The sequence below is a fragment of the Bacillus sp. YH3-2-B2 genome (genome assembly GCF_053663335.1).
On sequence record NZ_JBSJQE010000004.1, the window covers coordinates 16,465 to 32,249 of the forward strand.

The 15,785-nt window shown below is 46.4% G+C and carries 14 protein-coding genes and 5 tRNA genes; 13 read left to right on the forward strand and 6 right to left on the reverse strand.

Features of this window, described 5'->3' with window-relative positions; translation table 11 throughout:
* Positions 1 to 2: 2 nt before the first annotated feature.
* The 5 genes from pbp4b to ACWJJX_RS14795 all read right to left on the reverse strand — a co-directional run bounded on the left by pbp4b (position 3) and on the right by ACWJJX_RS14795 (position 4,777).
* On the reverse strand, positions 3 to 1,286 hold the full coding sequence (gene pbp4b / locus ACWJJX_RS14775; RefSeq protein ID WP_327969004.1) for a penicillin binding protein PBP4B: 1,284 nt from the start codon (positions 1,284 to 1,286) through the stop codon (positions 3 to 5).
* An 18-nt stretch (positions 1,287 to 1,304) separates the two neighbouring features.
* Positions 1,305 to 2,672 (reverse strand): PTS transporter subunit EIIC, encoded by a 1,368-nt coding sequence (locus ACWJJX_RS14780; protein WP_003156771.1) that lies wholly within the window; start codon positions 2,670 to 2,672, stop codon positions 1,305 to 1,307.
* A 128-nt stretch (positions 2,673 to 2,800) separates the two neighbouring features.
* On the reverse strand, positions 2,801 to 3,730 hold the full coding sequence (murQ, locus tag ACWJJX_RS14785) for an N-acetylmuramic acid 6-phosphate etherase (RefSeq protein WP_058906522.1): 930 nt from the start codon (positions 3,728 to 3,730) through the stop codon (positions 2,801 to 2,803).
* Positions 3,731 to 3,829: 99 nt separating this feature from the next.
* Entirely contained in the window at positions 3,830 to 4,306 is a 477-nt protein-coding gene (locus ACWJJX_RS14790; RefSeq protein ID WP_014304238.1) for a GNAT family N-acetyltransferase, read from the reverse strand.
* An 18-nt stretch (positions 4,307 to 4,324) separates the two neighbouring features.
* Complete coding sequence (locus tag ACWJJX_RS14795) at positions 4,325 to 4,777, reverse strand: DUF523 domain-containing protein (RefSeq protein WP_003156767.1); 453 nt, start codon at positions 4,775 to 4,777, stop codon at positions 4,325 to 4,327.
* A 180-nt stretch (positions 4,778 to 4,957) separates the two neighbouring features.
* Between ACWJJX_RS14795 and ACWJJX_RS14800 the strand changes: the two genes are divergently transcribed.
* The 13 genes from ACWJJX_RS14800 (at position 4,958) to ACWJJX_RS14860 (ending at position 14,746) form a co-directional block, all read left to right on the forward strand.
* Positions 4,958 to 5,029: transfer RNA gene (locus tag ACWJJX_RS14800), tRNA-Glu, on the forward strand.
* A 3-nt stretch (positions 5,030 to 5,032) separates the two neighbouring features.
* Positions 5,033 to 5,108, forward strand: a tRNA-Val gene (locus ACWJJX_RS14805).
* 5 nt (positions 5,109 to 5,113) lie between these two features.
* Positions 5,114 to 5,186: transfer RNA gene (locus ACWJJX_RS14810), tRNA-Thr, on the forward strand.
* Positions 5,187 to 5,205: 19 nt separating this feature from the next.
* Positions 5,206 to 5,290 (forward strand) — tRNA-Tyr (locus ACWJJX_RS14815).
* A 4-nt stretch (positions 5,291 to 5,294) separates the two neighbouring features.
* A tRNA-Gln gene (locus ACWJJX_RS14820) sits at positions 5,295 to 5,366 on the forward strand.
* Positions 5,367 to 5,595: 229 nt separating this feature from the next.
* Positions 5,596 to 6,159 (forward strand): RNA polymerase sigma factor SigW, encoded by a 564-nt coding sequence (sigW, locus tag ACWJJX_RS14825; RefSeq protein ID WP_003156766.1) that lies wholly within the window; start codon positions 5,596 to 5,598, stop codon positions 6,157 to 6,159.
* A gap of 13 nt (positions 6,160 to 6,172) precedes the next feature.
* On the forward strand, positions 6,173 to 6,799 hold the full coding sequence (rsiW, locus tag ACWJJX_RS14830; RefSeq protein WP_065180897.1) for an anti-sigma-W factor RsiW: 627 nt from the start codon (positions 6,173 to 6,175) through the stop codon (positions 6,797 to 6,799).
* 167 nt (positions 6,800 to 6,966) lie between these two features.
* Positions 6,967 to 7,788 carry a diadenylate cyclase CdaA gene (gene cdaA, locus ACWJJX_RS14835; RefSeq protein ID WP_017419295.1) on the forward strand — a complete coding sequence of 274 codons (822 nt, stop codon included), beginning with the start codon at positions 6,967 to 6,969 and terminating at the stop codon, positions 7,786 to 7,788.
* Positions 7,781 to 9,223: a CdaR family protein gene (locus tag ACWJJX_RS14840; RefSeq protein ID WP_095318536.1), complete on the forward strand. Its 1,443-nt coding sequence runs from the start codon at positions 7,781 to 7,783 to the stop codon at positions 9,221 to 9,223. The genes cdaA and ACWJJX_RS14840 overlap by 8 nt, the downstream gene beginning before the upstream one ends.
* A gap of 17 nt (positions 9,224 to 9,240) precedes the next feature.
* Positions 9,241 to 10,587 (forward strand): phosphoglucosamine mutase, encoded by a 1,347-nt coding sequence (gene glmM / locus ACWJJX_RS14845; RefSeq protein ID WP_095315909.1) that lies wholly within the window; start codon positions 9,241 to 9,243, stop codon positions 10,585 to 10,587.
* Positions 10,588 to 11,017: 430 nt separating this feature from the next.
* Positions 11,018 to 12,820 (forward strand): glutamine--fructose-6-phosphate transaminase (isomerizing), encoded by a 1,803-nt coding sequence (gene glmS, locus ACWJJX_RS14850; RefSeq protein ID WP_003156758.1) that lies wholly within the window; start codon positions 11,018 to 11,020, stop codon positions 12,818 to 12,820.
* Between the two features lie 422 nt (positions 12,821 to 13,242).
* Entirely contained in the window at positions 13,243 to 14,115 is an 873-nt protein-coding gene (locus ACWJJX_RS14855) for an ABC transporter ATP-binding protein (RefSeq protein WP_070081292.1), read from the forward strand.
* Positions 14,093 to 14,746, forward strand: coding sequence for an ABC-2 transporter permease (locus ACWJJX_RS14860; protein WP_316276321.1), 654 nt, complete (start codon positions 14,093 to 14,095; stop codon positions 14,744 to 14,746). The genes ACWJJX_RS14855 and ACWJJX_RS14860 overlap by 23 nt, the downstream gene beginning before the upstream one ends.
* 114 nt (positions 14,747 to 14,860) lie before the next feature.
* On the opposite strand, the gene ACWJJX_RS14865 is transcribed toward ACWJJX_RS14860, so the two are convergent.
* On the reverse strand, positions 14,861 to 15,736 hold the full coding sequence (locus ACWJJX_RS14865) for a hypothetical protein (RefSeq protein ID WP_024084819.1): 876 nt from the start codon (positions 15,734 to 15,736) through the stop codon (positions 14,861 to 14,863).
* Positions 15,737 to 15,785: the final 49 nt, after the last annotated feature.

Genomic DNA, 15,785 nt, shown 5'->3' on the forward strand with positions numbered 1-15,785 from the left:
TGTCATTCAATGGCTTCATAAATCGCTTTTATGACGCTGCCGTAGCTTCCGGTCGGGAAAAGATCCCCTTCAAAAACATTCGGGTTTTCACCGGGGCTGACGACGGGGGAATGCTTTTTATTGGTCAAAAGTGCGATCCCCAGCTTATAAGCGGGATCAATAATCGTGATGGTGCCGGTCCATCCCGTATGGCCGTATGCCTGCCTGCTTGCATAAGGTCCGAACATCCACTCCATATCCGGGCTGCCGTTTTTCCGCCAGCCGAGAGCGAATGTCGGATCAGAGGATGCCGCGGTTGTGAACAAATCGGCCGTTCTTTTATTGAAGAGAGAAACATGTTTATAACTGCCGCCGTTCAGCATGACTTGAAGTAGGACGGCCATATCATCAGCTCTGGAAAACAGCCCGGCGTGTCCGGACACTCCTCCCATTGAGTAAAATGCTTTTTCATCGTGAACTTCCCCCTGCAGCGTATACGTCCTGATGTGAGGGAAATGGATGACTCCGTCACGTGTGTTGCCTAAACGTTCAGTAGCTGCGAATGCTTTTTCTTTAAAACCTTTTTGCAGCGGATTGAACAGTGTGTGCGTCAGTTTCAGCGGTTTGTACAGTTCTTGTTCCGCATAGGTATCAAGGGTTTTTCCGGTTATGTTTTCAATGATGCAGCCGAGAAGCATGTAACCGATATCGCTGTATACGTGTTTTGTTCCCGGCTTGTATTCAAGCGGGATTTGGGTGAGAAAACGGATCGTTTTATCCCGTTCTTGTGAATATAAAGGGCCTGCGGTGTCCGGCTGATAGAAATAAAAGCTTGCCGGCAGACCGGATTGATGCTGGAGCACATCGATGACGCGTATGCGGTCTTTTCCTTGAATCGGATCGCTTTTTCTGTCCTTGAAATCAGGAAGGTAAGCCGAGACTTTTTGATACACATCAAGCTTTCCCTGGCTGACGAGTCGCTGTAGTGCAAAATTGGCCGCGTACATTTTTGTATTGGAAGCTAAATCAAACATGGTTGATGTTTTCATTTTTTTCGGACGGGATAAAAGGGTGTTCCCGTCATATTTTTTGCTGTAGCCGTATGCTTTCTTTTTGATCACCCGTCCGTCCTTTACGACGACGAGGACGGCTCCGGGGAATCCTGCTGCGATGTCTTTTTCAATCATTTGATCAACCTTTCTGAGCTTTGCTGCGTCGTATAATTTGGATTGGGCTTCGACTTTGTGCTGCGGCAGAAAAGAGAGGCTCATGACCATTGTGAGTATGGCGGCTGTCAGTGTTTTCATATTCTGATCCCTCCCGGTTTATTCAAATTCAGCAGCCATGTCATCCTTAAATCCGAACGCATAAGTGAAGACAAAGCCCGCCGCGTAAGAGATGAAGAGACCGATGATATACAAAACGATTTGAGCCGGCTGTACGAGAAACGAGAGCGGAAGGCCGGAGACACCGATTGAAAAAGTAGCCACTTGAAAATGGGCTTGAAAAGCGCCGCCGATTCCCGCCCCTAAACACGCCGTCAAAAACGGCCGGCCGAGCGGGAGCGTGACGCCGAAGATAAGCGGCTCCCCGATTCCGAGCAGACCGGATGGAAGTCCGCCGCCGATCGCTCTTTTTAATGAGGCTTTTTTTGTTTTCATAAAGATGGCGAAGGCCGCGCCTACTTGACCCGCGCCTCCCATCGCGAGAATCGGAAGAAGCGGGTCATCTCCGATTGATCGGATTAATTCCAAATGTACGGGAGTCAAGCCCTGATGCAGGCCGGTGACGACAAGCGGCAGGAAGGCGGCTCCCAGTACAAACCCTGAGAGCACTCCCCCGACATTCAGCAGCGACAATAAACCTGATGTAATCAGATCAGAAATAAAACCGCCTGCAGGGATAAAAACGACATATGTCACCAGCCCGGTGATAAGTAAAGACAATGTAGGCGTGACGATAATGTCGATGGATTGATGGACGTACTTTCTGATAAACCGTTCGGTATAAGCGATAAAAACCGCAGCGAAAAGAACGCCGATTAATCCTCCCCTGCCAGGGAGCAGATTCTCTCCGAACAAACTGATATTGGCGATCTCAGGGTTAAGGATCAATATGCCCGCAAGGCCGCCCATCGCGGGTGTCCCGCCGAATTCCTTCGCCGCATTGATGCCGACAAGGACGCCGAGGTAAGCGAACAAGCCTGAACCGATAACCGTTAAAATAAGTGCGATTTGAGATTCTTTCGGGAGCCAGCCGGCCTGAATGACGGCTTTCGTAATACCGGTGATTAAACCTGATGCAATGAGTGCGGGAATAAGGGGAATGAAGATGCTTGATATTTTTCTCAGAAACAATTTGATGGGTGTGGTGTTTTTTCTGTTGAGATCGGCTTTTTTCCGTGAGGCGGCTTCTTTTAAATCAATGTTTTTTCCGGATGGCATAAGTTTTGCGAAAGCGTCGGCGACATGATTGACGACACCCGTGCCGAGAATGATCTGCAGTGTTTCAGCTTCGACGACGCCTATTACCCCGTCAAGCCGTTTCAGCGCCTCAATATCCGTTTTGTCCCGATCTAAAGGTGTAATCCTCAGGCGTGTCATACAGTGGGTAAAGCCTGAAATATTCGATGAACCGCCGCAATTGTCCAGGATATCTTTGGCCAGTGACTGATAAAATGCCTCTTTGCTCATGGAGATCCTCCTTTTTCCGTACGATTTTTCCCGGGGAGCTATGCCTGAAACGCGTCCTAAAAGCGCCTGCGCCGAACATGAAAACGGCGCGGGCTCGTAAAAGCACATTATTTTTCACCAAAGAACGATCAGCGTTCTTTTTCTCTTGAAACGTGCTGTTCAATGGCTTTATCAATGAATCCTTCTGATTCTTTGAGCAGTGCCTTCGCGTGTGTTTCGTCCGAATTCGTCTTCAGCATGACGATTGCCGTTTTGACATGGCTGCCTGCGGCCTCAAGCGTTTCTTTTGCCTTGTCGTACGGAACGCCAGTGATGCTTTGGATAATGCCGATTGCGCGTTCTTTCAATTTTTCGTTGCTGACATGAACGTCCACCATTAAATTTTCGTACACTTTGCCGCTTTTAATCATCACGGCCGTGGAAATCATGTTCAGAATCATTTTATGTGCCGTCGCGGCTTTCATTCGTGTTGACCCTGTAATCACTTCGGGGCCGACAATGACTTCAATGCTGTGATCGGCAAAGGTGCTGATCAATGAGTCCTTATTGCATGTGAGCGCGACGGTTTTGGCGCCGATTGTTTTTGCATATTTCAGCGCACCGGCCGCATACGGCGTGCGCCCGCTTGCCGCGATGGCGATCACGGTGTCTTCTGCGGTAAGCCCGATCGTTTTGAGATCGAGAGCGCCGGTTTCCTCGCTGTCTTCTATACCTTCAGCCGCTTGCAAAAAGGCGTCTGCCCCTCCGGCCATCAGACCGATGACGGTGTCGGGACTTACGCTGTATGTAGGCGGGCATTCAACCGCATCCAGTACACCGAGTCTGCCGCTTGTGCCCGCTCCCGCATAAATCAGCCTGCCGTTTCGCCGTAAGGACTGATGGGCGAATTGAACGGCAATCTGAATATCGGGCAGCACCTGCTGAACGGCTTCAGCCACTTTGAAATCCTCTTCGTTAATGATGCGGAGAATTTCCATCGTGTCTGCCTGATGGATTGAAGCGGTCTGCGGGTTTCTGGTTTCTGTGGTCAATCTGTGAATGTTAAGCCGGTCTGTCATGATTGTACCCTCCCAAGTCGTTAATACTTGAAGTATATGGGCTTCTGAATAGATGTTTCAAGAAAAATCGGCAGGGATGAGATGAATAATCAAGCGCTTTCACAAAAAATGATGCAGAATGTGCTGTTCACCGATCGGGCCGATCCTGCGCCGCCCTTTGTCAATAAAACCGGAAGACCGGTACAGGTTCTTTGCACGTTGATTGCGATGGTTTACAGCAAGCACGATTTCATCACACCAAGGAAAATAATTTGCGACAAAAGCGGGCAGCTGCAGCATCGCTTGTTTGGCATAACCTTTTCCCTGATGCGGCGCATGTAATGACAGCGCACTCAGCAAAATGGCAGACACATTGTTCGAATACGGGGCAATGGTTTCTTTTGAGGTATGTAAAATAAAAAAACCGACGGGGCGGTCTTCTTTTAAAATGACTGTCGGGTAGCGATCCCGGATGACAAGCGCCTGCGGCAGGACATCTATCGGCAGAGCTGTGAACTTTTTATCTTCTTCACTCAGCACAAACCCGTTCAGCCCGTCTGCATGCTCCGGTTTATAAAAGGACAGGGCTACATCCATGATATCTACTCTCCTTTTTTATAATTGATCCAATTCATCTTCTGATAGAACACGGCAGCCTGCCCGTTTTAAAAGAGCGGAAGTGATGCCGTCTCCGAGTATTTTTTTTCCTGAGAAAGTGCCGTCATAGATAAAGCTGCTGCCGCAGGACGGACTGTTTTCTTTAAGGATGACCGTTGCGGCGCCTATTTCTTTTGCGTATGCTAACGTTTTTTCCGCGCCGTCCATATATAAAGCTGTAACGTCTTCGCCTGATGCCGTTACGATTCTTGCCGTTCCGTTCAGCACGTCTTCACCCGTGCCGCCGATGATTTCCGCCGGTTCGCGGGGAGTGGTGAAGCCGCCCAAAAGTTCGGGGCAGACCATAACAGCTTTCTTTTCTTCTACGAGTCTGCGGATTTTTTCCGAAGCGGCGTGAGAGCCGTTATATCTGCATTCGATACCGCCGAGACAAGAGCTGACTAAGATCATCTGTGTCCATTCCCTTCAATATTTTGATACTTTCATCATAAATGAAATAAGAGAGGAGGGATGAGTTTTTCAGTTAAAAAACGGGTAAAAAAGTTTGAAAATAAAAAAAATAATTTTTCTCTTTACAAATAGGGTACAACCTGTATATAATAACTTTTGTCAGCTCGACGCGGACACAGCGGCCCGTTGGTCAAGCGGTTAAGACACCGCCCTTTCACGGCGGTAACACGGGTTCGAATCCCGTACGGGTCATATGGAGGATTAGCTCAGCTGGGAGAGCATCTGCCTTACAAGCAGAGGGTCGGCGGTTCGAGCCCGTCATCCTCCACCATATTTGCCGGCCTAGCTCAATTGGTAGAGCAACTGACTTGTAATCAGTAGGTTGGGGGTTCAAGTCCTCTGGCCGGCACTGTTTTCCAAAAAAATACGGAGGGGTAGCGAAGTGGCTAAACGCGGCGGACTGTAAATCCGCTCCCTCAGGGTTCGGCAGTTCGAATCTGCCCCCCTCCACCATCTTTGGGCTATAGCCAAGCGGTAAGGCAACGGACTTTGACTCCGTCATGCGTTGGTTCGAATCCAGCTAGCCCAGTATCAGACACCTTTTGCATAAAGGTGTCTTTTTTTATCAGCATTTTGTTTCGATTTTTGATTGTTCATCAGATATACTATTTTTAAGCTGCTGTTAAGGCAGTATATTCTGTATTTTCCATCTACACCCTGCCTGAAATTTGGTAAAATAAATGTAATAAAAAAATGAAACCTTTTAAAACAATCAACGTATAGATACAGACCGGTGAAGGGCAGAGGTAAGATAAAACATGGAAAACCTGATTAAAAAAAGAATCAAGCAAGTCAAAAAAGGCGATCAAAATGCGTTTGCAGAAATCGTTGACCTTTATAAAGATAAGATTTACCAGCTTTGCTACCGCATGCTCGGCAATGTTCACGAAGCGGAAGATATTGCGCAGGAAGCTTTTATCAGAGCGTATGTCAATATCGACAGTTTCGATATCAACAGAAAGTTTTCAACGTGGCTTTACAGAATTGCGACCAACCTGACCATTGACCGCATCCGCAAGAAAAAGCCTGATTACTATCTGGACGCAGAAGTAGCGGGAGCAGAAGGGCTGACGATGTATTCGCAGATCGCCGCGGACGGGGTTCTCCCTGAAGACGCCGTATTGTCATTGGAGCTGTCGGACACAATTCAGAAAAAGATTTTAAAGCTGCCGGACAAGTACAGAACAGTTATTGTATTAAAGTATATTGACGAACTCTCTTTAATTGAAATCGGGGAGATTCTGAATATCCCTGTCGGCACCGTCAAGACAAGGATACACAGAGGCAGAGAGGCTCTTAGAAAACAATTGAGGGATCTTTAAGTGGGGTGATGAAATGAGCTGTCCTGAACAGATCGTGCAGCTTATGCATAAGCATCTTGATGGAGATATCCTTCCTGAAGATGAAAACGTATTAAAACAACATTTGCAGTCATGCGGGAATTGCAAACGGCATTTTCATGAAATGGAGAAATCCGTAGCACTCGTCCGAAGCACATCGCATGTCACGGCCCCTGCTGATTTTACTGCCAAAGTTATGGCGAATCTTCCAAAAGAGAAAAAACGCGCTTCTGTAAAACGATGGATCAAAACTCATCCGATGATTGCAGCCGCAGCGGTTTTTGTGATTTTAATGGGCGGCGGTTTTTTCAACAGCTGGCATAATGACCACAATTTCAGTGTGTCCAAACAGCCGAACCTTATCGTGCAGAATCACACGGTCACCGTCCCTGAAGGCGAGACCGTAAAGGGCGATGTCACAGTAAAAAACGGCAAGCTGTTCATTGAAGGAAAAGTCGACGGCAATGTGACCGTCGTCAACGGAGAAAAATACATGGCCTCAGCCGGACAAGTCACCGGGCAGATTGAAGAGATTAACCAATTGTTTGACTGGGTCTGGTACGAACTGAAATCGGCGGGCCAGGGCGTCGTGAGCGCTTTGGACCCGAATGAAGATGAGTAAAGCGTATAATCGCTTTACTCTTTTTTTTATGCATCGCCGTGCTGGCCCATTTCACTTGAGAAATCAAAATGTGGTATAATGAGCACGCTATATGATGTACATATTGCTCATGCAGCACAATTCATAACGGAAAAAACGAAATGACTGAATTCTTGGAGGACGAGGAAATGGCTTTTGAGGACATCCCATTTTTGCAATACCTCGGCAATGCCGTTGATATTCTCCTTGTTTGGTATGTGATATATAAATTAATCATGGTCATACGCGGGACGAAGGCGGTTCAGCTTTTAAAAGGAATCGTCGTCATCGTATTGGTCCGGATGGCCAGTTCATATTTGGGACTCAGCACGCTTCAGTGGCTGATGGACCAAGCGATAACATGGGGATTTTTAGCGATCATCATTATATTCCAGCCTGAGCTGAGACGGGCGCTTGAACAGCTCGGACGGGGCCGGTTCTTTTCCAGGAGCGGAACCCCCGTGGAGGAAGCGCAGCATAAGACAATTGAAGCGATTACAAAATCGATCAGCTACATGGCGAAACGCCGCATCGGCGCACTCATCGCCATTGAGCGCGATACGGGAATGGGCGATTATATTGAGACGGGCATCCCGCTTAATGCGCAGGTCAGCTCGGAGCTTTTGATTAATATCTTCATCCCGAATACACCGCTGCATGATGGAGCGGTCATTATGAAAAATAACGAGATTGCGGCGGCAGCCTGTTATCTGCCGCTTTCTGAAAGCCCGTTTATTTCAAAGGAGCTGGGGACACGTCACAGAGCGGCTGTCGGCATCAGTGAAGTGACGGACAGCTTAACCATTATTGTATCTGAAGAGACGGGCGCCATCAGTGTGGCCAAAAACGGAGACCTTCACAGAGAATTGACGGAAGAAGAACTGAAAGAAATGCTTGAAGCCGAGTTTAAGAAGAACGCCAGAGACACTTCTTCTAACCGCTGGTACTGGAGGGGCAAGAAAAATGGATAAATTCTTAAACAACCGCTGGGCTGTAAAGATCATTGCATTGCTCTTGGCGCTGCTGCTTTACGTTGCGGTTAACAACAACCAGGCGCCGACTCCGAAAAAGCCGGGGGAATCCTTTTTTCCGACATCAACGACTGACGAGGCTACGCTTACTGATATTCCTGTAAAAGCATACTACGATGAAGCGAACTATGTCGTCACCGGCGTGCCCCAGACCGTAAATGTCACGATTAAAGGCTCGACAAGCGCGGTGAAAAAGGCGAGACAGACGAAGAATTTTGAGATATACGCCGATATGAATAAGCTGAAGACCGGGACTCATAAGGTCGAATTGAAGGCCAAAAACGTATCGGACGGACTGACGATCTCCATTAACCCGTCAGTCACGACGGTTACGATTCAGGAAAAAACGGCTGAGAGTTTTCCCGTGGAAGTTGAATACTACAATAAAAGCAAAATGAAAAAGGGATATACCCCTCAGCAGCCGATTATCAGCCCGAAGAACGTGCAGATTACAGGTTCGAAAAATGTGATTGATAACATTTCACTTGTCAAAGCATCTGTGAACCTTGAAAATGCAAATGAGACCATTGAAAAGGAAGTGAAGGTGACCGTCTATGACAAAGACGGCAACGCACTTCCTGTTGATGTTGAACCGTCAGTCATTAAAGTGACGGTTCCCGTAGCCAGTCCGAGCAAAAAGCTTCCTTTCAAAATCGAAAGGAAGGGAAGTCTTCCGGACGGGGTGAGCGTTGCGAGCATTGACTCGAATCCGAGTGAGGTGACGGTTTACGGCCCGCAGGATGTGCTGGATTCACTTGAATTTATTGACGGCGTATCTCTTGATTTAGGCAAAATTGATAAAGATACCGATATCAATGCCGATATCCCGCTTCCTAAGGGTGTCACTAAGGTATCACCGGAAAAAATCACGCTTCATGTTAAAGTGGACAGTGAAGACAAAAAGGATTTTGACAATGTCGCAATCAAGACGGTCGGACTGGGAGGCTCACAGCAGATTGAGTTTCTCGACCCTGAATCGCAGGCGATAAATATTACGGCCAAAGGCTCTCCCGCCAACATTAAGGCGCTGAAAAAGTCGGACATTGAACTGTATGCCAATGTCTCGGACTTGGATGACGGAGAGCACTCTGTAAAGCTTGAAGTAAACGGCCCGCAAAACGTCACATGGTCCCTGTCAAAAGACACGGTTAAGATCAAGCTGACTTCTAAGAAAAACACAAGTTCAAATAAAAATGACAACGGCGGCTCCGCTGATTCCGGCAATAAGAACGGCACAAGCGGAGACGCAGACAAAGACAAGAGCAAGAACCGGGAAGACGACACTGACAGCGATCAGAATAAAAGTCAAAACCAGGATCAAAATCAAGACCAGGATGAAGACGGATCAAGCGCTGATTCTTCTTCAACAGAATGAAAAAGGAGCGATACAAAATGGGCAAGTATTTTGGAACAGATGGTGTAAGAGGTGTTGCCAACAGCGAGCTTACGCCAGAGCTGGCCTTTAAAGTGGGGCGTTTTGGCGGTTATGTCCTGACCAAAGATAAGCAGCGCCCGAAAGTGCTGATCGGCCGTGATACACGTATCTCCGGACATATGCTGGAGGGAGCCCTTGTCGCCGGACTTTTATCGATCGGAGCTGAAGTGATGCGCCTCGGCGTTATTTCTACGCCGGGGGTATCCTATTTAACGAAAGCCATGGATGCTGAGGCGGGCGTCATGATCTCCGCTTCTCACAACCCCGTACAGGATAACGGAATTAAATTTTTCGGAGGGGACGGCTTTAAGCTTTCTGATGAGCAGGAGGCCGAGATTGAACGTCTCATGGAGGAACCGGAAGATAAGCTGCCGAGACCGACAGGCGCGAACCTCGGGCTTGTGAACGATTATTTTGAAGGCGTTCAAAAGTATCTGCAATTTTTAAAGCAGACGGCGGACGAAGATTTTACGGGCATTCATGTAGCGCTTGACTGCGCCCATGGTGCGACATCTTCCATTGCGACGCACCTTTTTGCCGATCTCGATGCTGACGTATCTACAATGGGGACGTCTCCGAACGGATTAAACATTAATGATGGCGTCGGTTCTACACACCCGGAAGCGCTGAGTGCTTTCGTCAAAGAAAAAAACGCCGATATCGGCCTTGCGTTTGACGGAGACGGCGACCGCCTCATTGCCGTTGATGAAAAAGGAAACATCGTCGACGGCGATCAGATCATGTACATATGCGCGAAGTATTTGAAATCAGAAGGCCGTCTGAAGGATGATACCGTCGTATCGACCGTGATGAGCAACCTCGGTTTCTACAAAGCGCTTGAAAAAGAAGAAATCAAAAGCGTTCAAACGGCAGTCGGCGACCGCTATGTCGTAGAAGCGATGAAAAAAGACGGCTATAATGTCGGCGGAGAGCAGTCAGGGCACCTTATTTTCCTCGATTACAACACTACCGGCGACGGTCTTTTGTCCGCGATCATGCTTGTGAATACGCTGAAGGCGTCCGGCAAAACCCTTTCAGAACTTGCGGATGAAATGAAAAAATTCCCGCAGCTCTTAGTGAACGTGAAAGTGACGGATAAATATAAGGTAGAAGAAAACGCTAAGGTGAAGGCCGTGATTTCTGAAGTGGAAAAAGAAATGAACGGAGACGGCCGGATTTTAGTGCGCCCGTCAGGCACCGAACCGCTCGTACGCGTGATGGCGGAAGCGAGAACAAAAGAGCTTTGTGACGAATATGTCACAAAAATCGTGGATGTCGTGCGGACAGAAATGGGAGCGGAGTAGCGAAGTTTATAAGCAGAGAGCGAACAAGACAAGTGCGATCAGCATAAAATGATAGTAACATGATGCCGGGGCGGCAAAAAATAATTGACCGTCCTTGGCACATGCTGTAAAATCAAGCTTGTTCAGCCTTTGTTTTTCACTTGCAGGAAAGGCGGGATTGTTTGCATCTTTTATAATTACAGCGCCCGAACTAAGCGCCCGAAAAACGGCTTAGTTGACGAGGATGGAGGTTATCGAATTTTCGGCGGATGCCTCCCGGCTGATTCATTTAGATCACAGCCGTAAGGATTTCTTCAAACCGGAGGGGCGACTCTCCGAACAAAGGGAAATCACATGATCTTCCAAAAAAACATGTGGGAGGGGACGATTGAAAGTCCCCTTGTAATTTGACTTTCTTCGTCTCCTTTTACACCTTTAGGAGGAAGAAAATATGTGTGGAATTGTAGGTTACATCGGTCAGCTTGATGCGAAAGAGATTTTGTTAAAAGGATTAGAGAAGCTTGAGTACCGCGGCTATGACTCTGCCGGTATCGCTGTGGCGAATGAGCAGGGCGTGCATGTGTACAAAGAAAAAGGCCGCATCGCCGACCTTCGTGAAGTGGTGGATCACACGGTTGAATCTCAAGCGGGAATCGGCCATACACGCTGGGCGACTCACGGCGAACCAAGCTTCCTGAACGCTCACCCGCATCAAAGCGCACTCGGCCGCTTTACACTTGTTCATAACGGTGTGATCGAGAACTATGTTCAGCTGAAGCGCGAGTATCTTGAAAACGTTGAACTGAAAAGCGACACGGACACTGAAGTAGTCGTTCAAATGATCGAGCAATTTGTGGCGGGAGGACTCAGCACAGAAGAAGCGTTCCGCAAAACACTGACTCTGTTAAAAGGCTCTTACGCAATTGCATTATTTGACGGTGAAAACACAGACACCATTTACGTTGCAAAAAACAAAAGCCCTCTGTTAATCGGCCTTGGAGATACGTTTAACGTCGTGGCATCTGACGCGATGGCTATGCTTCAAGTAACGAATGAATACGTTGAGCTTTTGGACAAAGAAATGGTGATCGTGACAAAAGACGAAGCCGTGATTAAAAATCTTGACGGTGAAGTCATGACACGTGCGTCTTATATCGCTGAGCTTGACGCCAGTGATATCGAAAAAGGCACATACCCTCACTACATGTTAAAAGAAACGGATGAGCAGCCGCTTGTTATGCGCAAAATCATCCAAACGTATCAGGACGAAAACGGCAGACTGGCCGTGGCGGGCGATGTCGCTGACGCCGTGGCGGAAGCGGACCGCATTTATATCGTGGCTTGCGGAACGAGCTATCACGCCGGTCTTGTCGGGAAACAATATATTGAAATGTGGGCAAACGTACCGGTTGAAGTGCATGTAGCGAGTGAATTCTCTTACAACATGCCGCTTCTGTCTAAGAAGCCGCTCTTTATCTTCCTTTCTCAAAGCGGAGAAACAGCGGACAGCCGCGCCGTGCTTGTTCAAGTCAAAGCGCTGGGTCACAAAGCGCTGACGATTACAAACGTTCCGGGATCAACGCTTTCCCGTGAAGCGGATTACACATTGCTTCTGCACGCAGGCCCTGAGATCGCCGTGGCATCAACAAAAGCGTATACGGCTCAGATTGCCGTCCTCGCGATCCTTGCGTCCGTTGCAGCAGAACGCAACGGCGTTGATATCGGTTTTGATTTAGTCAAAGAATTAGGTATCGCGGCAAATGCCATGGAAGCTCTCTGCGACCAGAAGGACGAAATGGAAATGATCGCGCGTGAGTACCTGACTGTTTCAAGAAACGCTTTCTTCATCGGCCGCGGCCTCGACTACTTCGTTTGTGTCGAAGGCGCCCTGAAGCTGAAAGAGATTTCTTACATCCAGGCGGAAGGCTTCGCCGGCGGCGAGCTGAAGCATGGAACAATCGCTCTGATTGAAGAAGGAACACCGGTCTTTGCGCTTGCGACACAAGAACACGTCAACCTGAGCATCCGCGGAAACGTGAAGGAAGTCGCAGCCCGCGGCGCCAACACTTGCATCATCTCGCTGAAAGGCTTAGAAGACGCAGACGACAGATTCATCCTGCCGGAAGTCAACCCTGCGCTTGCTCCGCTGGTATCTGTTGTGCCATTGCAGCTGATCGCTTACTACGCTGCGCTGCACCGCGGCTGTGACGTTGATAAACCGCGCAACCTTGCGAAGAGTGTTACGGTGGAATAATATATTTAACCCCTTTGGTTATTAGCCAGAGGGGTTTTTTAATGCGGAAATGAGAAATACATACTCTTTGCGATTGTAAAGAAATCCCCTTTTATATATTGAAAAGGAATAACACCTGCTTTATAATACGAGATGCATTCCGGTTAACATCCATAAATGTAATCATTAGTAAATCATTTTTGTGTATGTCTCATCGAAAAGTAATCACCTCCAGTAATTTTCATCATGAATATCCATTATATAAATGTAATCAATCGATTACACTTCCAAATTATGATTAAAAAAGACTTTAAAATCCCTTTTGTATTTGTCGGCTCCTGATCCATTATGAATACCTAGACTAGATATGAAAATAACAACATTTTGCAATACTCCGGTTCAATTCTTAAAAAAGTCCTGACAACAATGATAGGAGTGGAATGATGTCAAATCTTTTAGAAATCAGAAACATCAGCAAATCTTTTGGTCATAAAGCTGTTTTAAAGGATGTTACATTCAATGTGCCTGCCGGATCAATTGTCGGTTTTATCGGTGATAACGGCGCAGGCAAGTCAACAACATTTAAAACGATATTAGGATTAATCTATCAGGATAGAGGTAAAGTGAAAATCTTTGGTAAAGAGAATCTGGATAAACATATAAAGTTCAAAGAAGATATTGGGGTCGTATTTGATGCGATGAATCTGCCCGCGCACCTTACGATAAAGCAGCTGAATCATGTATTTAAGAAACTATTCGACGCTTGGGACCAAGATCATTTTTACCGGTTGGTTCATTCTTTCTCTTTACCTATGGACAAAAAAGTGAATACATTCTCGCGCGGCATGTCAATGAAGTTATCCGTAGCTGTTGCTTTGTCGCATAATGCAAAATTATTACTTCTGGATGAAGCAACGGGAGGGCTTGATCCTTCTTCAAGAGATGATCTGTTAAATGAATTAAAAAGCTTTGTGAGTAAAAGCAACGGCGGTATTTTACTTTCATCGCACATTATGACTGATGTCGAGAAGATAGCCAGCCATATCATTATGATGAAAGATGGCAAAATTTTATTAAATGAAGAGAAAGATAAGGTTCTTGAAAGCTATACCGTTATAGACGTTGATGAAGGTCAATTGGCTGAGATTGACGAAGATATCGTTCTAGCAAAAAGGAATCATGGATCTTATTGGAGTGTGCTTGTATCGGATCAACAGAAATTGCCGAATGGCGTAACGGCCAACACCATTTCCATAGAAGAAATCAGCGTCTTTTTAACGAGGAGTGAAAACATTGAGAGGTCTGTTACTGACTAACTATTACTTGGTTTATCGAAGTTTCTTTGCATACACGGGGTTGGCCATATTGGTATCAGCAGTCATTTTTTATTTTGGGGATGCTTCAATGCATCGTTTTGTTGCTATGCTGATTATATTGTTTGTCGTTATGCCCGCACTTGAGGTTATAAAGTATGAGAGCAAGTCTGGCTATGACAGGTATGTCCTGACTTTACCGGTCAGCAGAACAAATATTGTTCAAAGTCACTATTTCTTTTATCTTTTGATTGTTGTGATCGGAGCTGTAATATCTTATGGTATTTTCGTTGTATACAGCCTGGGTTCTGATGAACCAATTGACGGCATATTTAATATTGTCTCTTTTGGAACGTTCATCGTTCTCTTTGCCGGTGCAATCGTTTATCCTCTTCTCTACATGATAGGCCCGGAAAAATCCGATGCTATCGTGATTGGAGGGGCAATGGGGGGACTTTTTGCTACCTTTGGATTGCAAAGTGTCGTTGGGTATGCAGCAGAACAAGTACCGCTGTCATTTTTGCACATAAATCCTTCTTTATATGTCCCGATTATATATCTCATGATCGGAGTTATCTTATATATCATTTCATTTTTCATCGCCGCAGCTATATATCATAAAAAAGAATTTTAGCAGCTGTTTAATGATTTTATGCTGTGACAACAGGATAAGGCATGGCACGGGCTCATGATTTTACTTTAAATCCAAGCAGGCAGCCGCCCGCACAATGGGCGGCTGTTCTTCTAATTAAAACTGCGTTGTCACATCGTACTCATAATCAATCTTCAATTTCACATTTTTCATAGCCGATTTTGCTGTTGCAAGTGTGTTGTATTTAAAATTCCAGATGCTTGAGACTGAGAGGTTATCTTCCAGTGTGATACCGTAATTTCCTTGAGTGGAGCTGTTTGCGAGTGCGCGGTGCCACACTTTATTTTCTTCTGTCATTATGCAGTGTCTTGTGTTTCCTTGACTTGGTATTTGAGTCGCGGCGGTGCTGATTCTTTTCACTATGGCATCTTTTGGAATGCTTGTCTGTTTGGTTAAGTCGAGCCTGAGAACGGTTGAATCTGATCCGTTCGGACTGAGGCTTGTATTTCCTTTATTTTCAGCTGTGCCGCTGAATGCGAAGGTCTCGCTTCCGGCTTTGATTCGATCGTAAATGGAGAGTGTAAAGTATATATCGTCAGTGTATGAGCCGCGGGACACTTTTACGTAGAACGTCTCGTTGTTTTCTTTCGCATCTGTAATGGCATAGATAAAAGGAAGCGGCGTATCAGGGTTTATCACTTCTGTGCCTTTACTGATCAGCACTTTGTTTTTATTATAAATTTCAATGCTCATTCCCTTGTATTCACTTCTTGTTGAGCTCCTGACATAGAGTCTTTCTCCCTTATTTGCCGTGAAAGTGAAGTACGATTCTTTTTCCCCTTCCGGCAATATGGCAGTATCAATATTTTTATATTTCCAGTAGCCTACCGGATTGGCAGTTTCAAATGAGTGATTTCCTGTAATAGCGCTTATTTGTGATGAGTTCTTTTGAGACGCAGAGGCTGAAGGTGCAATCAATACGCCTGATAATACGATTGCACTGACAAATAGTATAGATATATACTTTTTCATGGAAAAATCCCCCTTTTTGACAACATCATACATAAAAACTCCCGTAATG